Here is a 22555-nt window from a genome sequence, read left to right on the forward strand (position 1 = left end):
GGCAATGACCCAAAAGTCATTGCCTTCATTGCAATCTAGATCACTAGATAGATAAACCAGGGCTTAATGTCGCAGGCAAGCTAACACTATCCGCTTCCACAGAAGCCACAGGGTAAGCACAGTAATCTGCAGCATAAAATGCACTTGCACGATGATTACCTGATGCACCAACACCACCAAATGGTGCTGCGCCAGATGCACCAGTGATTTGCTTATTCCAGTTAACGATACCTGCACGAATACGGGCTAAGAAGTAATCGTAATCTTCGCGGCTATCCGCCAACAAACCAGCAGAAAGTCCATAACGCGTGTTGTTTGCCATCTCAATGGCATCATCAAAGGCTTGGTATCTAACTAATTGCAGCAATGGACCAAAGTATTCTTCATCAGGCAGCTCTGCAATTGCTGTCACATCAATTAACCCAGGAGACACTAGACCAGTCCCCGCTTCAACGTGAGTAAGCTCAATAAGCGATGTCGCACCTAATGCCAACAAGTTAGCCTGCGCGGCAACCATGCCTTTAGCTGCGGCTGCAGAAATCATCGAACCCATAAATGGCTGCGGCTGTGCATTCCAGCTAGCCACTTTGATTTGCTTAATCGCGGTAATAAGCTCAGCAATTAACGCATCACCTGCAGCGCCTTGCTGGATGTACAAACGACGTGCACAAGTACAACGTTGACCAGATGAGATATAAGCTGATTGAATAATATCGTGAACGGCCGCTTTAGTGTCTGTGACGTCTTTGATAATTAATGGATTATTACCCCCCATTTCAAGGGCTAAAATTTTGCCAGGATGCCCTGCATATTGCTGATGCAACAAGTGACCAGTACGAGAACTACCGGTAAAGAATAGTCCATCAATTTGCGGGTGCGAGGCCAATGCTTTACCGGTTTCAAGCTCGCCTTGAACCAAGTTAATCACACCTTGTGGCAAACCTGCTTTGTCCCAAAGTTTTAGCATTTCTTCAGCGACTTTCGGAGTTAGCTCTGATGGCTTAAACACCACGGTGTTACCCGCAAGTAAGGCTGGAACAATATGACCATTGGGTAAATGACCAGGGAAATTATAAGGGCCAAATACCGCAACAACGCCGTGCGGCTTATGACGTAAAACGGCGCGACCTGCGGGAATGTCATTAGTTTCAGTACCAGTACGCTTATCATGCGCTGCAGCTGATAAGCCAATTTTGCCTATCATAGCGCCCACTTCTGTGGCGGTTTCCCACTGAGGTTTACCGGTTTCTTGGGCTATCACTTCAGCAAGCTCAGCTTTGTGCGCTTCAAGTTCGCTGCGGTACGCTTCAACAATGGCTAAACGCGCCTCATAGCCAAGCATAAACCAGTCAAACTGCGCACTTCTTGCGGCATCAATGGCGCTATTAACTTGGGCTTCTGTCGCCGTTTTACCGCTCCAGATCACCTCACCATTTGCTGGGTTGAGTGATGTAATTTCATGACCTTCGCCATTAGACCATTGGCCTTTGATAAATTGTGTCATTTGCTGTTTCCTACAGTTCTAATACGCGAATTTGCTGGCCTTGCTCAACCATTAGCGCTTCAGCTAATTGTGGGCTTAAGGTGACGTTATCATGCTCTTGTGAAACTAAAATTCTTGCCGCTGTTGCGCGGTAATCCGCTAACAAGGTATTGGCGACAAGATATTGATGATCGGCATGAGGCATCTTTCCAATAGTGACCGTGAGTAGACGGCTTTGACTCACGGCGCGGATGTCGCTTAGCGCACACTCCACTGTTGGACCACCATCGAAAATATCGACGTAATTTCTAAATTTAAAGCCTTCAGCCTGCAATAACTTCAGCGCAGGTTTAGTATTTCTATGCACCTCGCCAATCACTTTTTGTGCTTTTTTTGGCAATAGGCATACATGTATCGGGCTTCTTGGCATCATTTCAGCCATAAAGGCCTTTTTACCTAACCCCGATAAATAATCGGCTTCGACAAAATCAATGCCTAAGAAATGATCTTGTAACCACTCATAAAAAGGTGAATCACCCTTTTCATCGCTTACGCCGCGCATTTCAGCAATTACAGTGCTGCCAAAACGTTGCTCATGTTGAGCGAGGAATAAAAAACGCGAGCGAGAAAGCATGCGGCCGTTATAGCCTCTGCGATATTCTTTATTTAAAAACAGCGTACATAACTCTGCAGCGCCAGTGTAGTCATGGCAAAGCGTCAGTGTTTCCACTTCGTTACGAACTGAGATTTGTTTAGAATGATAGACTTCAGTGCCTAAACGGTAATGATAAAAGGCATCTTCCATCCCGACAGCGGCTTCAATACCGCAGGTACCGACAACTTGATTGGTTTTTAAATCTTCAAGCACCATCAAATAACCTTCATCGAAAGGTTTCTCAACTTGCTTGGAAAAAGAAGCTTCAGCTCTAGCGATTTTAGAGCGTAATAGCTCTTCGTTGACTGGCAGGGAAGTGAACCCATGACCCGATTCAACGGCGACCTTGTAAAGTGCTTCGTAATCACTGCCACGAATCGGTCGTATGATTAGCATCTGACTCTCCTTGATAATCCAGTAATAAAAAGTCACCAACAAACAGACTTTTCATTACCGATAACCCAATAAAAAAGCGCAAGGTTTTACCCTTACGCTTTACTTATCTATTAACCTGCAACCACTTTAGCTACAGCACGTTCGAAACGTGCTAAACCTTCAGCGATATCAGCTTCTGGGATAACAAGAGATGGAGCAAAACGCACGACGTTAGCGCCAGCAATCAAGCTCATTAAGCCTTCTGCAACCGATGCAACTAAGAAGTCACGGCTACGGCCTGCATATTGCTCGTTAAGTACTGCGCCTAATAACATGCCTTTACCACGCACTTCTGAGAACACATTATATTTGGCATTGATTGCCGCTAAACCATCACGGAATAACTGTTCGCGATGCTTAACACCATTCAGTACTTCAGGCGTATTCACCACATCCATAACAGCATTACCAATAGCGCACGCTAATGGGTTGCCGCCATAAGTCGAACCATGAGTACCAATTTTAAGATGTGCGGCAATTTTAGCAGTGGTTAGCATTGCAGCAATTGGGAAACCGCCGCCTAGGGCTTTGGCGCTGGTTAAAATATCAGGCACAATATCGGTGCCCATGTAGGCAAATAACTCACCGGTACGGCCAACACCTGTTTGCACTTCATCAAAAATAACTAATGCGTCATGCTTATCAGCAAGTGCGCGCACAGCTTTTAAGAATTCTGGGTCACCATTGATAATACCGCCTTCACCTTGAAGTGGTTCAAGCATGATGGCACAAGTGTTATCAGAAATTACCGCTTCTAGAGCGGCAATATCATTAAATGGTACATGAGTAACGCTTTGTGGTTTAGGCCCGAAACCATCAGAGTAAGCCGCTTGACCACCCACAGTAACAGTAAAGAAGGTACGACCATGGAATGCTTTATCAAAGGCGATGATTTGATCTTTTTGTGGGCCGTGATTATCTAATGCGTAACGACGGGCAAGTTTTAGTGCAGCTTCATTGGCTTCAGCACCTGAGTTAGCAAAGTAAACACGCTCAGCAAACGTGGCGTTAACCAGTTTCGTCGCCAGCTCTAATGCTGGCTCATTGGTCATTACGTTTGATAAATGCCACAGCTTTTCACCTTGTTCTTTTAGGGCGCCAACAAGTGCTGGGTGACAATGACCTAAACAATTCACTGCAATACCACCAGCAAAGTCAATAAACTCATTACCTTGTTGATCCCAAACTCGACTGCCTTCTCCGCGAACTGGGATTACGGCTGCTGGCGCATAGTTAGGCACCATGACTTCATCAAATTGGGCACGTGTTAAGTTCATTTCAACGCTCATTGCTTTTCGTTCCTTAAAGTTATTAGCGACACTTAAGTCACTCTATTCCGCTTGCTGTATTGATTTTGGTTTAAGTTGACTGCGGATGTTTGTATAGCTTGCAGGTCATTATTAGCTAAAACGTGATCAAAATACCAGTTTTTAGCGGTTAACTATTCATAACTTAAATGAATAATGCATAAAGAGTTAACAAACTTCACATACAAAGTGCTATTACAGCTTATTTTTAGCATAAATAGTCATAAAAAAAGTTATTTGGCCTCAAATAAGCTAGCTATTCATCATAAATGCATAACTAAACAAGATTTAGTCATACTTAAGGGGGATAAAGCCTGACTTTAAACTAAATTAAGCTTGCGGTAATTTTGCGCTTTTAAACGGATCAGCTCTTGCTCGGTAAATTCATAATAATCAAATAACACTCGCTTCTCTTGCGGCTCAATTAAACGCGATTGCTCTAATATTAATACCTTGGCATAACAACTGGCTTTGGCAACGATAGCGCTTTCTGTGGAAAACTCGCTAAAGTGATAATTTAAATCGAGCTCTTTTAGCACTTGGGTTAGCTGGCTCTGGTTAAAATCCATTAAGTCCAATAATTGCCAATTAAGCTGCTCACCATAGGACATCACTTGCTCAAACACTTCCTCAGCTGGAAATGCTGAGGCCATTACCGCATCGTATAAGGTTTTATCCCCTTTGGCGCTGGTCTCACGTAGCCAGGTTCCCCATGTGTTTTCAAATTGTCTGGCGCTGGCATTTAATATAGTCGCTGCGCCTAATTGCTTCATCAAAGCTGCGCTATAAACCAATGCCACATCCTTTTGATGCAGCGCTGCCAATGCTTTGGCCGCTATGGCGGTGATCATGCTGTAACGCCATAACTTACGACTAGCCCAAATCAGGTTAGTATTGCCCGATGGCAGCCAATGCCGTAAACAAAAGTAAGGGATCACAGCTTGCAAATTTTCAATGCCAATATAATTAAGCACTAACTTAATGTCGGTTACTTTGACTTCTGATCGCTGCGGTCTGCGGTGACTCGAGGCTGGGCTATTGATTAAATTGATAAGATCGGTCGATAGCCAGCTGATATTTTCAACAAGCGATCGCACTCGGCGCAGATCAGGTTCTTTGTTAAGCAGTAAATCCAATAATAAAATATGGGACTCTTTTAAACCCGATTGCGCTAACATCTGCTGAGGTGAATTGAGCTGATGCTCAAGGGAGCTTATGACAGTGTTAGTCAATTGCTCTGATATGCGCTGTAACACCAACTGAGCCCGCGCTTGCTCTTCTAAACGTGCTTTAATGGCTAAACGTTCAACTTCAAGTTTATTGGCGTCATCTTCTAACTGCTTATCTAAGTCATCAAGCTGCGAGGGTAACTTTTCCTTACCCATAATCAGTTGCTTATACAGCCTGCGCTCAACTTCAATGACTTTTCCTGGCCTTACGCCACCTGCTACCGACACTGCCACAAATAAACTGCCTTTAATTCTGTGTTAGTTATATGAAAATTATATTTCAACTGCTGCTTATCGTTACAAATAAGGCCTCCAAATGGAAGCCTTATGGTTTAAATCAGCTTAAGTAAAACGCATCATTACTTTAGCTCTTGCTCAAACAATTTGTAGATACGACGATATTCATCTAACCAGCTTGATGCCTGTCTAAAGCCATGTGGCTCAACAGGGTAAATCGCGGTTTCAAACATCGGCTTTTCTAACTCAATCAAGCGTTGTACTAAGCGCACACTATCTTGGAAGAACACATTGTCATCGAGCACACCGCTCATGATCAGCAATGGTTTTTGTAAACCCTGTGCGTGTTCAATTGGTGAACTCTTTTCATAGGCAATGGGGTCAACATCTGGGGTATTTAAGATGTTAGAGGTATATGGCGCATTATAATGCGCCCAATCGGTGACCGGACGAAGTGCTGCGCCCGCTTGGAATAACTCAGGCTCATTAAATAACGCCATGAACGTTAAGAAGCCGCCATAAGAGCCGCCATAGGTACCTACTTTAGCGCCGTCAACATGACTGTTAGCCGCCATCCAGCTAACGCCGTCTTTTAAATCTTCAACTTCAGGATGACCCATATTGCGATACACAGCGGTGCGCCAATCGCGGCCATAACCTTTAGAACCACGGTAATCCATATCCATGACGACATAACCCTGTTGTGTTAATAAGTTATGGAACATGAACTCTCTGAAATAGCCAGAAAAACCATTATGGGCATTTTGCAGGTAACCCGCACCATGGTTAAAAATTACTGCAGGATATTTTTCAGCATTATTAGCATCATAGCCCTGAGGTAAATAGACTCTAGCGTAAATGTCTTTCGCACCATGAGTTGATGGTACTTTTACTACTTGAGGGGCTTGCCATGCATAATCTGCAAACGCTTTACTGGTGTAATGAGTTAACTGCTTAAGCTCGCCGCCAATTGGCTGCACATACAGCTCATTAGGTTGGGTGGCTGTTGATGCCGTTAATAGCAACGATTGACCATTAGGGCTTAACTCATAATCAAGGGTACCTGTCCACTGGGTCAGCTGCTCAGTTTTACCGCTAGCAATCTCAACCCGATAAACATTATAAGTTCCAGGGTGGTCTTTGTTAGCACGATAATAAAGATGCGTCGCATCGGGTGATAAGGTCACTTGATCAACCACATATTCGCCATTGGTAAGTGCGCTGGTCTTGCCATTTTCACCTTTAACATAAAGCTGTGAATAACCAGACTCTTCAGATAAGTAATAGAATGACTCAGATGTTCCTACCCAACCAAATTGATTAAAGGTGTAGTTAACCCAAGCATCATCATGTAAACGGTGCTCTGTTTTTAGCTTGCCGGTTTCAAGGTTGACACTGGCGATCCAGCGATCTTTATTATCAACCGCTTCAATCATAACCAGCAATTTATTTTCAGATTCATGCCACTGCATCGGACTTTGACTCCAAGTCCAATCTTGCATCAGTTGCAATACCCGTGGCGATTTTTCGCTGTTATAACGCTCGCCTTTGGCTTTGGCATTTTCAGCTTTTACACTGGCTAACACGTCGGCATCGTAACCATCAAGACCTTCAATAGTGATATCTTTCTTAACGTGATCGACCAAGTCTAGGACCACCAATCGTTCACCTGGGTAACTGTCTTCAGCCACACGCGCCCTTGCAGGTACTGCATCAACATAGCCATCTTTACCTAGATAATTTGGCATGATGTCGTGCTCGCTGCGCCAGCTATAGTCTTTATCAACTAAGTTAACCACTAAGTAACGGCCATCAGCGGAAAGACTCATATCAGAGACTTTTTCATCATCGCCTAAATACCAAGTTTTAGCCGCAAAAGTCGGGTCTTGCGCCGCTAACTCCTCGGCATATTCAGCGCGGGTTTTACTCTTGTTATGCTGCAAAGCAACATAGGCAATCAAACGATGCTGTTGTTTGGCAATGTAAGATTCTGGATCGCTAACCCCTTTAGGGGCATTGGCCATTTGCACATCTGCTAGCTGCTCAGTTAACCCAGTCTGCAGATGTATCTTGAAGACACTATTACCTTGAAAATAAGCCAAATCGCCGCTACTAAGGAACTTAACCTCATCAATGGCAGTATTCACGCGGGTAAGCTGTTTTACGTCCCCTGACGCTAATTGCTTAACGAATATATTACCCTGATAGATATAGGCTTTTTGCGATTTATCTGCACTCAACACACCGTGCTTTTGATCAGTTAAATGCAACTGATTCAAGCTAATAAGACTTGCCTGAGTTTGACTCACGCCTTGCTGATAAACCTCAGCAATTGGCGCCTGATGTGCTTGTCGATTAAAATAAATTGACTGACTATCATCGCCCCAATAAGCATTTTTAGCTAACACACCCATCCAATCAGGGTTGGCCATGATCTGATTTAAGGTTAAAGGCTGTTCAACTTGAGGAGGTGTCGCAAGCGGCACTGTGTAACTTGAAGCTGCGTTAGAAATGCTTGGGGTGTTATTGCTAGTTGCGGTCGCGCTGCAACCAGAAATGATCGCTAAAGAAAGCGCACTAAGCGCAGTATTGCGCAGTAGCCTTGTCATATTGAATCCTTTGTCATCAAAGATATTTGGTATATTCTCGCCTAAACGTTAACCACTGTTTGGCAAGTGCTTTTATTATTGCTCTTTTATATCATAAAAAAGGAGTAAACTTGTGAGCTTTTTTGGTCAAAGTTGTAACGGAAATTATTGATTATTGGAGAGGAAAGTAAGGTTAGCCGTTTAGAAGATGATAAAGGGATCCAAATGCGACTCATTGGCCCCAAATGAGCAAGTTAATAATTTAAAAAATTCTGTAGTAACTCAAGACCTTGTTCGGTCAAAATAGCTTCTGGATGAAATTGCACCCCAAATATAGGCAAACTATTATGGCGCATCGCCATGATCTCACGGCCATGAATTGGATCATCAAACCATGCATCAAGTTGAAAACCATCAGGTAAACTTTCAACTAGTAAAGAATGATAACGGGTAACTGTAAGTGGCTGATTAAGATGTTTAAACAAGCCAGCTTCATGGTGATTTATCTTGCTGGTTTTACCATGCATCACTCTTTTAGCACGAACAACATTAGCGCCGAACACCTGTGCAATGGCTTGATGACCTAGACATACCCCTAAAATTGGCAGTTTACCGGCAAAGTATTCGATTGCTTGTAATGAGATCCCCGCTTCATTAGGCGAGCAAGGGCCTGGAGAAATAACCAAATGAGTTGGATTTAAGGCTTGGATTTCTGCAATGCTGATCTCGTCATTACGCTTTACCATAATCTCAAAACCTAGCTGCTGAAAATATTGCACTAAGTTAAAAGTAAACGAATCGTAGTTATCAATCATTAACAGCATTAAGGACCCTAAGTACAAGATTGCTTTATAAGAATAATTAATCAGGAAAGCTAAAATACCTGAATGGTGGCGGATAATAGCATAGCTTTGCTCAGTGCTTAAGCGTTTAGACCTATCGCTGGTTTTGTTGACTGTAACGTTTAATTGCTAGGTTATACTATAGCTCTATATCAGTGGCTCCTACCGCCATCTTAGGAAGGTAAACTATGGGAATGCAATTTTTAAATACACAAGTTTCAGGAACACAAGTCACACAGGTGGGAAATGTCAGTCTTTATTTTATTGGTGATATTTATGGTCGCTTAGACAAGTTAACCGATTTATTAGCCGAAATTGATTTTGATATCGATGATCCACAATCGAGTATTCAATTTGTTAAGTTAGTTTTTTGTGGCAACTTAATTGCGTCACACCAGCCTGCTCAAACCGATGCAGCCGCTATTGAGCACATCGCCTTACTCAACTTTATAAAACGGCTGGTTGATGAAGGTTATGCTTATTGTTTGCTTGGCATAAATGAGTTTAACGCCATAGGTTGGAGTAAACACCACCCGATCACAGACGAGCCTTTAGTTAGCGCGAGCAAGCTAGCACTCAATTCAGATAGCCTAAGCCAACAAGGCCCCTTTTTCCTATCGTTATTTGATCCCGCTGACGAATCAATTTATCAATGGATAGATTGGTTTATGTCATTGCCACTGTTTTTGGATTTTGGTCATATTCGCGCAGTGCATGCTTGTTGGGATCAACAAACAATCACAGCGTTAGCGCCGTATATAGAGCCAAGTCATGCTTTATCACAGCAATATTGGCCCTGCGCGTTTGATAAAGATCACTCGCTCAATCATGCACTAAATATTATTTTGAATTACCCAACATTTGAGTTAACCGAGCAACACCCTCACTATCTGTTAACAGTTCCGGTAATAGTGGCTCATTATCCCTTAGACAGTTTCCCAGATATTCAAAATGAATACCTGGCTTGTGTTAATTACAACACAGCGGTTGCCAACTACCCACTCGTGAGTTTTGCTTGGCATCAAGGTCGCAAAAAACAGCTTGAGGACGCCTGCGTATCTGATAATGCACAACTCAGCCTTGGCGAGTTTTGTTTTATTGACCAACCCACCCCAGAAGAACAGATTGCCAGTGGTGTTGAAGCATTGTTAGCGATGATGATAAAGCAACTGCCTAAGGTGGATATAAGCCCTGAAGCCTTATGCCAATTTCAACAGCAAGTGGATCTTTGCCTATGGCAAGACTGGGACCCTAGTGAGCAATTTCCTAATGCTCGCTATCGAAATCAGTACCAAACCTTTATCGAACCAATCGCCCAATTAGCATTAGCCATGGATAGCGAGCAGCTCTGTGCTTATCTGGCTATTTTGGCGCGATACCAGCTAGAAATTGAAAATGATAATTTGGAAAACCGTTGTTTAAAAGTCGCTTTCAAACTAACAAGATTAGCAGCCCATGCGCTTAAGCACTAGGACAGTTCAGTGGAGTGGAAGTAAAACTAGCAAGATAAGTTTAAGATGTTACTGAGACTTCAATAGCTGCACACTATGCCACTCAGTAAATAACAGACAATAAAAAACCAGTTACTAATCTAGGACTAATAACTGGTTTTTTTATGATTTGAGCCGACTATTTAACAACCGTTAAATGAGCACGTCCTTTAGTTTTTTCAGAATCACCAGTTGGCTTTTCTTCAGTTGATACAGCAGTGTCAACAGTAGCATCTACGGTCGATTCTACTGTAGAAAATGCTCTTGTAGCAGGTGATAAATCTTCAGATTCATCTTCTGCCATATAAGCATCTTCCATATCAAACACGGTACCAGCACCATTTTCACGGGCATAAATTGCCACGATAGCAGCCATCGGTAAAACGACTTGCTGCGGTACACCACCAAAACGAGCATTAAACTCGACAAATTCATTGGTCATTTGCAAATTTCCCACAGCACCGCCAGCTATGTTAAGTACGATTTGACCGTCTTTAACAAACTCTTGAGGTACTTGAGTCCCTTTCACAAATGCATCCACGACAACATGTGGGGTAAAGTGATTATCCATCAACCACTCATAGTAAGCCCGCAACAAATATGGACGATTAGGGGTAATTGCTTTCATTACATGCCCATGCGCATTTCGCGCTCAACCTCAGTTAACGATGCTTTAAATGATTCACGTTCAAAAATACGTGTCATGTAAGCATGGATATCTTTAGAAGTACGGGCATCAAGGTTAATACCTAGTTCAGGTAAACGCCATAATAGCGGCCCTAAGTAACAATCAGAAAGACCAAATTCTTCGCTCATAAAGTATGGCATTTCAGCAAATACTGGCGCTAAAGCAACCAAGCTATCAGTTAACTCTTTACGAGCAGCATCAGCTTTGTCGCCACGGCGAATACGGGCAACCAATTCATACCAGTCAGTATCAATACGGTGCATCATTAGACGACTTTGTCCGCGAGCAACTGGATATACTGGCATCAATGGTGGATGTGGAAAGCGTTCATCCAGGTATTCCATGATAATGCGAGACTCATACAATACTAATTCACGATCAACTAAAGTCGGAACTGAGTTGTAAGGATTTACGTCAAGTAACTCCTGAGGCTTCTCGCTAGGGTCTACCTGTAATACATCAACAGTTACCCCTTTCTCAGCCAGTACGATACGTACTTGGTGGCTATATAAATCATCGGCACCTGAAAACAGTGTCATGATAGAGCGTTTGTTGGCAGCTACAGCCATTGATATCCTCCAGAAACGGAAAAAACAAAACAAACGAGGGGCTAAGCCCCTCGTTTAGAGTATGCGAATAATGTATTTTACCCGTTATTCGTGTCTAGTGCACATCTTTCCAGTATTCTTTCTTCAACAAATAGGCAATGATAAAGAAAAAGAATAGAAATCCGAGTACCCACCAGCCTAAAGCTTCACGTTCAAGCTTCACTGGATCGGCTGAATATACAAGGAAACCGGTGATATCTCGCACCGCTTGATCGTACTCTTCTGCGTTCATAGAGCCACCAGTCGCAACTAGCGTTCCATCTTCTTGTTTTACAGAAATACCTTGTAAATCTTCAAGAACATGGGGCATACCCACCAATGGGAAAACAGTATTGTTTACCCCAAATGGACGACTTTCATCTTTATAAAAGCCTTTAAGGTATGAATAAACCCAATCGGCACCACGCACGCGAGCCACTAAAGTTAAGTCTGGTGGCGCTGCACCAAACCACTTAGCTGCGTCAGCTTCAGGGATAGAGTTTTCCATTAGCTCACCCACTTTAGCATCGGTGAACATATACTTGTTACGCATGTCATCAACTGAAATACCTAAATCTTCAGCAACACGGCCATAGCGTTGGTACTGGGTACTATGACAACCTGAACAGTATTGTTGAAATAAGTCTAAACCACGCTCTAATGACTCATTGTCATGTAGGTTGATTTCCGGATCAGGACTCTTAACAAATTCATTGTTGCCACCAGCCGCTATTGCTAGCGTTGGTAACAATGTAACTAATGCGATTAATAGCTTTTTCATTAGTGCGTCACCCTCGTAGGAACTGGTTTTGTCTTTTCGTTTTTACTGTAAACCCACAGCGCCACGAAGAAGGCAAAATAAGTAAGTGTAAAGATACGCGCTGCAATAGTTAATGTAGGCGTAGCTGGAACCGCACCTAAATAACCTAGGATCAAGAATGAAACGGTAAACTGCGCAATGTTAATCTTATGAACAAGTCCACGATAACGAATCGACTTCACTTTACAGCGATCTAACCAAGGTAATACGAACAGTACCGCAATCGCGAGCCCCATACCGACAACACCTAAAAGCTTGTCAGGAATAGCACGCAAAATTGCATAGAATGGCGTGAAATACCATACTGGAGCGATATGCTCAGGGGTTTTCATTGGGTTAGCCGCTTCAAAGTTTGGCTTTTCAAGGAAGTAACCGCCACCTTCAGGCATAAAGAACAACACGTAACAGAAGACGATTAAGAAACCGGCGACGCCCATGATATCTTTTACTGTGTAATAAGGGTGGAAAGGGATAGCATCAACTGGCCAGCCATTTTCATCTTTATTCTTTTTAACTTCGACACCGTCAGGGTTGTTTGAGCCTACTTCGTGTAAAGCAATCAAGTGAAGGAAAACTAATACAACTAAAACTAGAGGCAGTGCAATAACATGTAATGCAAAGAAACGGTTTAGTGTCGCACCAGAAACAACATAGTCACCACGGATCCACAATGTGAGGTCATCACCAATAAATGGAATCGCACCAAATAATGAGATAATAACCTGTGCACCCCAGTAAGACATTTGTCCCCAAGGTAGCAAGTAACCCATGAAGGCTTCAGCCATTAGCACGAGGAAAATCAACATACCAAATAACCAAAGTAGCTCTCTAGGTTTTTGATAAGAACCGTAGATTAAGCCACGGAACATATGCAGATAAACCACCACGAAGAATGCCGATGCGCCCGTGGAGTGCATATAACGAAGTAACCAGCCGTACTCTACATCACGCATGATGTATTCAACTGAAGCAAAAGCGCCTTCAGCTGTTGGTACGTAGTTCATGGTTAACCAAATGCCCGTTAATAGCTGGTTAACTAAAACAAGTAATGCTAATGAACCAAAGAAATACCAAAAGTTAAAGTTCTTTGGTGTTGGATATTGACCAACATGGCGATTATAGGTCGCCGTCATTGGGATGCGAGCATCAATCCAATCAACGATATTCTTAACCATTATGCAGCTCCTGTGTCGACACCAATGAGTACAGTTCCATCATCGACATATTGATGCGGAGGTACAACTAGGTTCAATGGTGCTGGTACGCCCTGGAATACACGTCCAGCCATATCAAACTTAGAGCCATGACATGGACAGAAGAAACCAGCAGATACACCTTCTACTTGCTCACCAAAGCTATCTGGTAAATAAGTTGGTGAACAACCTAAATGTGTACAAATCCCGACAGCAATAAAGAACTCAGGCTTAATTGAACGTGCAGGATTAGCTGCATACGCGGGCTGTTGTAATTCTTCTGAAGCAGGATCGCGTAATTGACCATCTAATGAACTTAACTCATTTAAAATGGTTTCGGTACGACGAACAACCCATACAGGTTTACCACGCCATTCAACTCGAATTAATTGACCTGGTTCTACTTTACTAATGTTAACTTCTACCGGTGCACCTGCAGCTTTCGCTTTAGCGCTCGGATTCCATGACTTAATAAAAGGCACCGCTACAGCGACGGCACCAGCTCCACCAACTACGGCGGTTGCGGCTGTCAGGAATCTGCGGCGTCCGGTATCGACTGGCGCTTTGCTCATCCACTTATCTCCCAGAGGGTGTTGGAATTCTTATATTTTAATAACTTAGCAACATTAGAATCACTAACGGCTAAATCTATACTTTGAGGCGGGGCTCATTATAGCGAAAAATTAGAACCAGATCATAGTAATTCACACAACTAAGTTACGGGATTTGCGTGTTTTTTTTGCAATGAGCAAAAAATAAGCTACCGATTTGTTCAGTTGTTATGAAGATAAGAACAAACAAAATAGTTAAATTGCTGTAAATAAACAATATTTAATGAAACATACGCTATCTAAATTAGTCACAGCTGATTAATGGTATCAACTGGCAGAAATTCAATTTATTTCGCTGCACAATCTCAAAACGCAAAAAACCCGGTATAAACCGGGTTTTTAATTAACGCTAAATTTCAATTAATGAAATGTTGGCTTATTTACCATCGATAGATTTCATGTATTTGAAGAAATCACTGTCAGGTTCTAAAACCATAACATCACTATTGCCAGCGAAACTCGCCTTGTAAGCTTCAAGACTTCTTAAGAAACCATAAAACTCAGCATCTTTGTTATAAGCATCAGCATAAATCTTCGCAGATAATGCATCACCTTCACCACGAACCGTTAATGCTTTACGTTCTGCTTCAGCCACTTTAACTGTCACGTTAGCATCAATAGTTGCACGGATGATTTCAGATTGCTCTTTACCCTGTGCACGATGCTCTTTTGCTACAGCTTGACGTTCAGCACGCATACGCTGGAAGATACTGCTACTTACGTTGGCAGGTAAGTTGATTTGCTTAACGCGCACATCAACCACATCGATACCAAGATCTTGTGAGCTTTCAGATGCGTTTTCAAGTGCATTAATCTGCAACTCATCACGTTCACCTGAAACAATTTCTTTAATAGTACGACGACCAAACTCTGTGCGTAAGTCATTGTTGATTTTACGCTGTAACAGGCTTTCAGCTGTTGCAACATTACCGCCACCAGTGGACAGGTAAAACTTTTCAAAATCGCTAATACGCCACTTAACATAAGAGTCAACCATAAGGTCTTTTTTCTCTGAAGTAACAAAACGATCTGCAGCGCCATCTAAGGTCTGAATTCGCGCATCTAGATATTTTACTTTATCTATTGCTGGAATTTTAAAGTGTAAACCTGGTGCAAATACACGCGTGACAGGTTGACCTTCAACGTTATCTTTTAAGATCTCACCAAAGCGAGAAACGATAGCACGTTCACCTTCGTTAACGACCATAACAGATGAAAAACCAACACCTAAAATGATTACCAGAACAATCAGTCCTATTCTACCCATGAGTTAGTCCCTCCCTTGGCGTGAACGAGACTCACGAGTCTGACGTCCATCAACTGGCATAGAAGACGTAAGCGAATTATTTGAAGGCGTGTTCACATGCGTTTCAACAACTGGCTCTGCAGGCATAGTTTTAGCTTGATTACCCATCATTTTGTCTAATGGTAAATACATTAAATTACCATTGTTTTTAGTATCAATTAGTACCTTGTTAGTATCTGCCATGACCTCTTGCATCGCATTAAGGTATAAACGTTTACGGGTCACTTCTGGTGCCATTTGATACTCAGGCAAAAGTTTTTCGAAACGAGCAACCTTACCTTGAGCTTCTAAGACTTCACGTTGCTTATACGCGCTAGCCTGTTGCGCCATACGCTCAACCTGACCACGTGCTTTAGGCTCAATTTCACGCGCATAAGCTTCTGCTTCGCGAATGAAACGCTGTTCATCTTCTTGTGCAGAAATAGCATCATCAAATGCATCTTTCACTTCTTCAGGCGGACGCGCTGGTAAGAAGTTGACATCTTGAATTGATAAACCAAGCTTATACGGCTCAAGAATACGCTCAAGTTCAGCCCAAGTATCACGACGAATAGCATCACGACCAGTAGTCAAAATGTCATCCATAGTGTTATGCCCAATCACATAACGAAGCGCACTGTCTGTTGCTTCACTCAAACTCTCATTTGCATCAACTGCACTAAACAAGTAAGAATAAGCATCATCCACTCGATACTGAACATCAAGTTCCACTTTCACTAAGTTTTCATCAGCCGTTAACATGCTGCCTGATGCAGGAATAGAGCGCACTGCTTTAATGTTTACCGGAAACACTTCATCAATAAAAGTTGCTTTCCAATGTAAACCAGGACCAACTTCACCAGAATGCTGACCAAAACGTAAGGTTACGCCTCGCTCTGCCTCTTTAATGGTATAAAAGCCTGAACCACCCCAAATAATTAAACCAATCACCAAAACTACAATAAGGCTCATTGGGTTAAAAGAAGGGCTAGAAGATCCACCTGAACCACCTTTACCACCGCCGAAGCGCTTTGAAAGGTTACGAAATACTTCGTCTAGATCTGGTGGGCCTTTGTCGTTACTGTTTTTGTTTCCCCAAGGGTCTTTTCCCTTGTTACCGGGCTCATTCCAAGCCATTTAGCACTCCATAAGTGGATGAAATAAATGATATTAGCAAATAACGTCTACGTCTGATTCTTCAGAAGAATCCTCAAATATAAACGTCTCTAATTCGCCTTGACTCTGTTTTGTTAATCGGCGCCAATTGGCATCCGATAAACGAACAGACAAAATACAGTTCCCCAGATCGTCGTACTCTTTCTGCTGTATCGCGTCCAGTCGATAAAACTGGCCAAGATAATGTCCAGCCGTAGCTGGAATTTTCAATGTCTGCTCTATAATGACTTCACCGATTAACTCGTTGATAGCCTGCAAGAGCAATTCAAATCCAATTTGTTTTTGTGCAGATACCCAGACTCGCTCTGGCTTACCTTCATCGTCGTAATCGATGCGAGGCACAAAATCTTCCAATAAGTCGATTTTATTACAAACGACCAATTGTGGAATAGTATCTGCTTCAATTTCTTCAAGCACATTTTGAACTTGATCAAAATTCTCCGTCATATTCTCATCAGCACAATCAACAATATGCAATAACAGATCAGCTTGACGTGTTTCTTGCAAGGTTGCTTTAAATGCTGCGACTAAGTCGTGAGGTAAATGACGAATAAACCCAACTGTATCAGCTAAAATAACTGCTCCGTCAGGTAAATTCAATTTACGCAGAGTAGGATCAAGTGTGGCGAACAATTGATCTGCGGCATAAACTTCTGAGGCGGTTAACGCATTAAACAAGGTCGATTTTCCCGCATTGGTGTAACCCACCAATGACACAGTGGATAAGTCACTGCGCTTTCGTGAACGTCGACTTTGTTCACGTTGTTTGTCTACTTTATCAAGTCGGCGATTAATACTTTTAATCCGTCCACGAAGTAAACGTCTATCGGTTTCGAGCTGGGTTTCACCCGGGCCACGCATACCAATACCACCTTTTTGTCTCTCCAAGTGAGTCCAACCACGAATAAGGCGCGTCGACATGTGGCGCAATTGCGCTAGCTCCACTTGCAACTTACCTTCGTGTGTTCTCGCTCTTTGAGCAAAAATATCTAAAATCAGCGTTGTTCTGTCTAACACTCGGCATTGACAGATCTGTTCTAAATTTCTTTCCTGAGCTGGACTCAGTGCATGATTAAAAATCACCACTTTAGCTTCTGTAGCTGCAACCATAGCTGCAAGCTCTTCTACTTTCCCTGACCCAACAAAAAACTTTCGATCTGGTGAATGCCGACTTCCAGTAATAACACCAACAGAGCGTACTCCTGCTGATTCGACTAATAATTGTAACTCTGTAATGTCTTCTCTACGCTCGTCGTCAGAAAAGTCAATGTGAACAAGTACTGCGGTTTCACCCGCTTCATAGCGATCAAACAAGTAGTAAACTCCTTAAATATTATTCTGATGCAGGTGCTTCATCATTTGGGGTATAGCTCTGAGTACCTTGTGCAGCCACATTAAATGGGCGTGCTGGTACAACAGTTGAAATAGCGTGCTTGTAAACCATTTGGCTTACTGTATTTTTTAACAAGATAACGAATTGGTCGAATGACTCAACTTGACCTTGTAGTTTAATACCATTCACTAAATAGATAGAGACTGGTACACGTTCACGACGCAAAGCGTTTAAAAATGGGTCTTGTAAAGATTGCCCCTTAGCCATTTCAATTTCCTTTTTTTATTTTCAAAATAAATTTTTTGAATTTTTGAAGAATGTTTTATTGTTTAGTTTTAGTATTATACAGCAACAGCTAATTAGCTAGCTAGAATGTTGCATAAGTGTAACTAAATTTCCTTCGGCGCCACTTTCAAGCCAATGTAACTCGGGCCAACTTCTTAACCATGTTAATTGACGTTTGGCTAATTGCCTAGTGGCAGCGGTGCCTTTTTCTATTAAAGTCTCGTAGTCAAATTCACCATCGAGGTACTGCCAACACTGTCGGTAGCCGACACAACGCATAGATGGCATATCTAAATGTAAGTCTTTGCGATCTTTTAATCGTTGAACTTCGTCGATAAAACCATTTTGCATCATTAGTTTAAATCTTTTTGCGATCAATTCATGTAATACTTTTCTCTCATGTGGCGCTATCGCAAATTGCATCACATCATAGGGTAACGGCGCTGACTTTGTTGCCGTTAGCTCAGTCATCGATTTACCCGTAATTCTGTATACTTCTAGAGCGCGAGATAGCCGCTGGGGATCATTAGGATGAATTCTTGCCCCTGCTGTGGCATCAACTTGGCAAAGTTGTTGATGTAATGCATCCCAACCTTGCTCTTCTGCCTCTTGCATAATTTGCGCTCTGATCTGCTCATCTGCAGCAGGTAACGGTGACAAGCCTTCAAGCAATGCCTTAAAGTACATCATAGTCCCCCCTACCAATAAAGGGGTCTTACCACGATTAATTATATCTTCTATTTCAATTAATGCATCGCGACGAAAATCTGCCGCAGAGTAACTTTCACTGGGGTCGAGAATGTCAATTAAACGATGAGGCGCTAAGGCTAGCTCATCGGCATCAGGTTTGGCTGAGCCAATATCCATTTGACGATAGATTAATGCCGAATCAACAGAGATAATTTCACAATTATGCTGCTGGGCCATTTCAATTGCTAAAGCCGTTTTTCCTGAAGCGGTTGGCCCCATTAAAAACAATACTTTGGGCTGTTTGAGTTGGTTCACATTAATTCTCTTCTAACCAGGATTGCCATGGCAATGATTTCGCCTTTGATAACTGCATTTGCTGCTGCTCTGCGGTTAATTGGCTATATTGAAGCCACACTTCAGCTGCGGCTGAAAAATGATTTGCTTGCTGTTTTGCCATCCACAACGCCAACGCTTCATCCGATGGCTGCTCTAATTTAATCCAATCTAATAATTCTGGGATCAACACAGCTAATTGGGTATCTCTGAGATATGGGGGCACATTCTTAATTATCAACTGTTGGTAGCGGATTGAAAGGGTTAATCCTAACCTACGTAATAACTGCTCTCGCTCTTCAAGGATAATTTTCCAGTCAACATCGGCTTCAATTGAAACCGGCATTAATAATGGCTGACCCACAAGCCCTGTTGTTATTTTAGTCTGTATCTCTAATTTTGTAACAAAAATAGAAACTTGCGCGATATCAACTAATAAAATCTGCTGACCTGTAACCATCACCCAGAAGCGACCATCAACAATAGACGGCATAGTGATATGCGCAGACAGATTTGTCTCATTAATTTGCGTTAATGAAGAATTTCCAGCTTGGGTTTGCAGTAATTGTCCATAATTAGCGATAGCCGTTGGGGTTATTTCTACCGTGTCAGCTGTTCTACCACCGCTATAGGGATTATTGCCACTGCTTGTAGCTCCTGTGCTTCCGGTAGCTGCATTATGCTGTGGTTGATGGCTTTGGTGTTGATAGCCCTGCGCTGGCACCGACATGCTGCCAAAGCGGCTGCTCGATAACTCTCTAGGTTGATGTAATTGAGTGGCAGATCCCCGACTTTGCGGCATGTCTTGACTTACTTGCTGCCAATTGCTTATTTCTGCCTCTGATGAATGACCAATTTCCTCGCCAATACCAGTTTGCGCGCCTGTAGGTTTGTTAGCTATACCGAGATCTAATTCAGGTATTTGCGCTAAAACAGACTGCAATGCCTGTAAAATAAAGTCATGCACTAATCGGCTTTGATGAAAACGCACTTCATGCTTTGCTGGATGTACATTGACATCAACCTGATGCGGATCCAGCTCAAGCATCAACACATAACCCGGTTGATGCTGAACTTGAAACTGACCAAATGCCTGCTTTACCGCATGGTTAACTAATCGGTCTCGCACTAAACGGCCATTGACATAAAAATAGCAGCTATCAGTCGGTTGTAAGTCATTTGGTGACTGCAAATAACCCGATAATATCAAGCCATCATGCTGGCATTCTAGGTGCAGAGCATGCTCGGCAAAAGCCCGACCACAAATTTGCCCAAGACGCTGTTTGTATTGAATTTCAGTATTGGCCGCTCGATATTGACGCGCCAACTTACCATTATGGGTTAAGGTAAAATGCACATCGGTTCTGGCGATGGCAATGCGTTTTAACCATTCATCAATATGGGTGAATTCGGTTTTATCACTTTTCAAAAAGCGTCGTCTGGCAGGGGTATTAAAGAATAAATCCACCACTTCAATGGTAGTGCCCTTAGGGTGCGCAGCGGGCGTCACTTTAACGTCCATTTGCGAGCCTGCAGCGTAGGCTTGCCACGCTTCAGTTTGCTCAGCAGGTTTTGATGTTAGGCTTAAACGGGAGACAGAGCTAATACTGGCTAAGGCCTCGCCTCTAAAACCAAAACTTAAAATGGCTTCTAAGTCATCAAGGGAGTGTACTTTTGAGGTCGCGTGACGAGATAAGGCTAAGGCTAACTCTTCTTTTGAAATGCCTTTACCATTGTCCCTAATTTTAATGAGCTTACTGCCACCTTTGTCGATTTCGATATCCACCCGGGTTGCGCCAGCATCAAGGCTATTTTCAACCAACTCTTTAACTACAGATGCAGGACGCTCAACCACTTCGCCGGCAGCAATTTGGTTAGCAAGCTGTGGTGGTAAAATTTGAATAGCCATAATTTACGCTCTTGGAATAACCAGCTTTTGGCCTATCCGTAGGACATCTGATTTAAGGTTGTTGGTTTTTCGAATACTGGCTATGCTGACTTTATATCGCTGGGCAATAACCGATAAAGATTCGCCACTTCTTACTGTATGCTTAGTGTTACTCTGTTTCGCCAATAAGGTGCCTGAAGGTGGGTTAGCGGCAAAATATTTCAGCACACCTTTATGGATCGCATTAGCTAACTTTTGTTGATGGTTACCATTTAACAATAACCCTTCTTCTCTAGGGTTAGAGATAAAACCAGTTTCCACCAAAATAGAGGGAATATCAGTCGACTTTAAAACAGCAAAGCTCGCATGCTCTGGTTTACTCTTATGTAGTTTAGTCACTTTACCTAAACCTGATAATACATCACTGGCAATATGATGACTTTCAGCCAGAGAATGGTCCATCGACATATCGATTAGGGTCATCACAAGATACTGTTCACTATCGGAGTTTTGAATTATGTCTCCAACGCCACCTAATAGCTCGGAATGCTTTTCTTTATCCTCAAATACGCGACCAATCTCGGTATTGGCACGGCGCTTTGATAATACCCATACCGATGCCCCATTAGGTTGTGGTGACGTAAATGCATCTGCATGAATAGAAATCAGTAAATCAGCTCGACTATTTCTAGCCAGTTCCGAGCGTTGATTTAAATTGACAAAATAATCGCCAGTGCGGGTCATCACCGCTTTCATTCCTGGTGTTTTATTAATTTCTCGTGCAAGACGTTTGGAGATCTCAAGTACAATCTTTTTCTCATAGGTGCCTTTGGGGCCGATTGAACCAGGATCTTCGCCGCCATGGCCTGCATCGATAGCGACAATCACATCGGTAGAGCGCTTGCTAGTGTGCACCACCGACTGTACCGCTGCACTTTTACTGGCAGAGTTATCTAAATCGACCACTAAACGATTACCGTAAGGGGCTGTCGGTGTCAGGGCAAACAAATTCGGCTTTGCTGGTGAGTTTAAATCAAGCACCACACGTAAAGTGCCTTTTTTGGGAGGGGAACTAATACGCACTTTTTTGATCAACTTGCTGTCTTTAGCAATATCAGCAAGCTTCACATTGGTTGAAGCTTGTTTTAAGTCGATAACCAAACGCTGGGGGTTTGTTAGCACAAAATAGCTATAATCAGGTGCCGAAGACAAATCAAATACCACTCGGGTTGATTGCGGGGCATCCCAAATTCGCACACTTTCAAGTTTATTAGCTGCAACCTGTAAGGAGCAGAATAATAAACATATGAAGATTATAAATCGTGTCATTTTTTCTAGGGTCATTATTATTTTAGTTAATTGACTTATGCTTACTAGCGTTTGTTTTTAAAGCTTATTAT

19 protein-coding genes are annotated in these 22555 nt (G+C 42.6%); 1 reads left to right on the forward strand and 18 read right to left on the reverse strand.

The genetic code is table 11. The features are described from left to right. Positions 1-43 precede the first annotated feature (43 nt). The 6 genes from astD to AB4140_RS03875 all read right to left on the reverse strand — a co-directional run bounded on the left by astD (position 44) and on the right by AB4140_RS03875 (position 8758). A complete protein-coding gene (gene astD, locus AB4140_RS03850) occupies positions 44-1504 on the reverse strand; it encodes a succinylglutamate-semialdehyde dehydrogenase (RefSeq protein WP_102475913.1) in 1461 nt (486 codons plus the stop codon). A gap of 10 nt (positions 1505-1514) precedes the next feature. Continuing rightward, positions 1515-2534: an arginine N-succinyltransferase gene (astA, locus tag AB4140_RS03855; protein WP_102439921.1), complete on the reverse strand. Its 1020-nt coding sequence runs from the start codon at positions 2532-2534 to the stop codon at positions 1515-1517. 110 nt (positions 2535-2644) lie between these two features. Continuing rightward, a complete protein-coding gene (locus AB4140_RS03860; RefSeq protein ID WP_102439922.1) occupies positions 2645-3862 on the reverse strand; it encodes an aspartate aminotransferase family protein in 1218 nt (405 codons plus the stop codon). A gap of 338 nt (positions 3863-4200) precedes the next feature. Further along, the gene (locus AB4140_RS03865; protein WP_303413327.1) at positions 4201-5343 is read right to left on the reverse strand and encodes an HDOD domain-containing protein; all 1143 of its coding nucleotides are present in this window, start codon (positions 5341-5343) and stop codon (positions 4201-4203) included. Positions 5344-5468: 125 nt separating this feature from the next. Next, on the reverse strand, positions 5469-7955 hold the full coding sequence (locus AB4140_RS03870) for a S9 family peptidase (RefSeq protein WP_102439924.1): 2487 nt from the start codon (positions 7953-7955) through the stop codon (positions 5469-5471). Between the two features lie 233 nt (positions 7956-8188). Further along, a complete protein-coding gene (locus tag AB4140_RS03875) occupies positions 8189-8758 on the reverse strand; it encodes an aminodeoxychorismate/anthranilate synthase component II (protein ID WP_371999864.1) in 570 nt (189 codons plus the stop codon). Between the two features lie 206 nt (positions 8759-8964). Between AB4140_RS03875 and AB4140_RS03880 the strand changes: the two genes are divergently transcribed. Further along, positions 8965-10248 (forward strand): hypothetical protein, encoded by a 1284-nt coding sequence (locus AB4140_RS03880; protein ID WP_371999866.1) that lies wholly within the window; start codon positions 8965-8967, stop codon positions 10246-10248. A gap of 157 nt (positions 10249-10405) precedes the next feature. On the opposite strand, the gene AB4140_RS03885 is transcribed toward AB4140_RS03880, so the two are convergent. From AB4140_RS03885 to AB4140_RS03940, 12 genes are all read right to left on the reverse strand, one after another. Beyond that, entirely contained in the window at positions 10406-10894 is a 489-nt protein-coding gene (locus AB4140_RS03885) for a ClpXP protease specificity-enhancing factor (protein ID WP_102439927.1), read from the reverse strand. Further along, the gene (gene sspA / locus AB4140_RS03890; RefSeq protein WP_076539012.1) at positions 10894-11523 is read right to left on the reverse strand and encodes a stringent starvation protein SspA; all 630 of its coding nucleotides are present in this window, start codon (positions 11521-11523) and stop codon (positions 10894-10896) included. The genes AB4140_RS03885 and sspA overlap by 1 nt, the downstream gene beginning before the upstream one ends. Positions 11524-11617: 94 nt before the next feature. Continuing rightward, positions 11618-12322 (reverse strand): cytochrome c1, encoded by a 705-nt coding sequence (locus AB4140_RS03895; protein WP_102439928.1) that lies wholly within the window; start codon positions 12320-12322, stop codon positions 11618-11620. Further along, on the reverse strand, positions 12322-13536 hold the full coding sequence (locus tag AB4140_RS03900; protein WP_102439929.1) for a cytochrome bc complex cytochrome b subunit: 1215 nt from the start codon (positions 13534-13536) through the stop codon (positions 12322-12324). Before AB4140_RS03900 ends, AB4140_RS03895 begins: the two co-directional genes overlap by 1 nt. Beyond that, the gene (petA, locus tag AB4140_RS03905; RefSeq protein ID WP_076539021.1) at positions 13536-14126 is read right to left on the reverse strand and encodes a ubiquinol-cytochrome c reductase iron-sulfur subunit; all 591 of its coding nucleotides are present in this window, start codon (positions 14124-14126) and stop codon (positions 13536-13538) included. Before petA ends, AB4140_RS03900 begins: the two co-directional genes overlap by 1 nt. Positions 14127-14541: 415 nt before the next feature. Continuing rightward, complete coding sequence (gene hflC, locus AB4140_RS03910; protein ID WP_102439930.1) at positions 14542-15432, reverse strand: protease modulator HflC; 891 nt, start codon at positions 15430-15432, stop codon at positions 14542-14544. A 3-nt stretch (positions 15433-15435) separates the two neighbouring features. Then, positions 15436-16587: an FtsH protease activity modulator HflK gene (gene hflK / locus AB4140_RS03915; RefSeq protein WP_102439931.1), complete on the reverse strand. Its 1152-nt coding sequence runs from the start codon at positions 16585-16587 to the stop codon at positions 15436-15438. A gap of 33 nt (positions 16588-16620) precedes the next feature. Further along, positions 16621-17940: a ribosome rescue GTPase HflX gene (gene hflX / locus AB4140_RS03920; protein WP_371999870.1), complete on the reverse strand. Its 1320-nt coding sequence runs from the start codon at positions 17938-17940 to the stop codon at positions 16621-16623. A gap of 19 nt (positions 17941-17959) precedes the next feature. After that, on the reverse strand, positions 17960-18226 hold the full coding sequence (hfq, locus tag AB4140_RS03925) for an RNA chaperone Hfq (protein ID WP_102439933.1): 267 nt from the start codon (positions 18224-18226) through the stop codon (positions 17960-17962). A gap of 96 nt (positions 18227-18322) precedes the next feature. Continuing rightward, positions 18323-19249: a tRNA (adenosine(37)-N6)-dimethylallyltransferase MiaA gene (miaA, locus tag AB4140_RS03930; protein WP_102475908.1), complete on the reverse strand. Its 927-nt coding sequence runs from the start codon at positions 19247-19249 to the stop codon at positions 18323-18325. A 1-nt stretch (position 19250) separates the two neighbouring features. Beyond that, positions 19251-21176, reverse strand: coding sequence for a DNA mismatch repair endonuclease MutL (gene mutL, locus AB4140_RS03935; protein WP_102439935.1), 1926 nt, complete (start codon positions 21174-21176; stop codon positions 19251-19253). A 3-nt stretch (positions 21177-21179) separates the two neighbouring features. Beyond that, the gene (locus AB4140_RS03940; protein ID WP_102520665.1) at positions 21180-22484 is read right to left on the reverse strand and encodes an N-acetylmuramoyl-L-alanine amidase; all 1305 of its coding nucleotides are present in this window, start codon (positions 22482-22484) and stop codon (positions 21180-21182) included. Positions 22485-22555: the final 71 nt, after the last annotated feature.

The organism is Shewanella sp. 10N.286.51.B2 (assembly GCF_041469265.1).
In the GTDB taxonomy this organism is placed as follows: Bacteria; Pseudomonadota; Gammaproteobacteria; order Enterobacterales; family Shewanellaceae; genus Shewanella.

What these genes read in the sequence shown, in the direction of transcription:
- astD (WP_102475913.1), bottom strand. Translation starts at nt 1,504, where the DNA reads ATGACACAATTTATCAAAGGCCAATGGTCTAATGGCGAAGGTCATGAA.
- astA (WP_102439921.1), bottom strand. Translation starts at nt 2,534, where the DNA reads ATGCTAATCATACGACCGATTCGTGGCAGTGATTACGAAGCACTTTAC.
- AB4140_RS03860 (WP_102439922.1), bottom strand. Translation starts at nt 3,862, where the DNA reads ATGAGCGTTGAAATGAACTTAACACGTGCCCAATTTGATGAAGTCATG.
- AB4140_RS03870 (WP_102439924.1), bottom strand. Translation starts at nt 7,955, where the DNA reads ATGACAAGGCTACTGCGCAATACTGCGCTTAGTGCGCTTTCTTTAGCG.
- AB4140_RS03875 (WP_371999864.1), bottom strand. Translation starts at nt 8,758, where the DNA reads ATGCTGTTAATGATTGATAACTACGATTCGTTTACTTTTAACTTAGTG.
- AB4140_RS03880 (WP_371999866.1), top strand. Translation starts at nt 8,965, where the DNA reads ATGGGAATGCAATTTTTAAATACACAAGTTTCAGGAACACAAGTCACA.
- AB4140_RS03885 (WP_102439927.1), bottom strand. Translation starts at nt 10,894, where the DNA reads ATGAAAGCAATTACCCCTAATCGTCCATATTTGTTGCGGGCTTACTAT.
- sspA (WP_076539012.1), bottom strand. Translation starts at nt 11,523, where the DNA reads ATGGCTGTAGCTGCCAACAAACGCTCTATCATGACACTGTTTTCAGGT.
- AB4140_RS03895 (WP_102439928.1), bottom strand. Translation starts at nt 12,322, where the DNA reads ATGAAAAAGCTATTAATCGCATTAGTTACATTGTTACCAACGCTAGCA.
- AB4140_RS03900 (WP_102439929.1), bottom strand. Translation starts at nt 13,536, where the DNA reads ATGGTTAAGAATATCGTTGATTGGATTGATGCTCGCATCCCAATGACG.
- petA (WP_076539021.1), bottom strand. Translation starts at nt 14,126, where the DNA reads ATGAGCAAAGCGCCAGTCGATACCGGACGCCGCAGATTCCTGACAGCC.
- hflC (WP_102439930.1), bottom strand. Translation starts at nt 15,432, where the DNA reads ATGGGTAGAATAGGACTGATTGTTCTGGTAATCATTTTAGGTGTTGGT.
- hflK (WP_102439931.1), bottom strand. Translation starts at nt 16,587, where the DNA reads ATGGCTTGGAATGAGCCCGGTAACAAGGGAAAAGACCCTTGGGGAAAC.
- hfq (WP_102439933.1), bottom strand. Translation starts at nt 18,226, where the DNA reads ATGGCTAAGGGGCAATCTTTACAAGACCCATTTTTAAACGCTTTGCGT.
- mutL (WP_102439935.1), bottom strand. Translation starts at nt 21,176, where the DNA reads ATGGCTATTCAAATTTTACCACCACAGCTTGCTAACCAAATTGCTGCC.
- AB4140_RS03940 (WP_102520665.1), bottom strand. Translation starts at nt 22,484, where the DNA reads ATGACACGATTTATAATCTTCATATGTTTATTATTCTGCTCCTTACAG.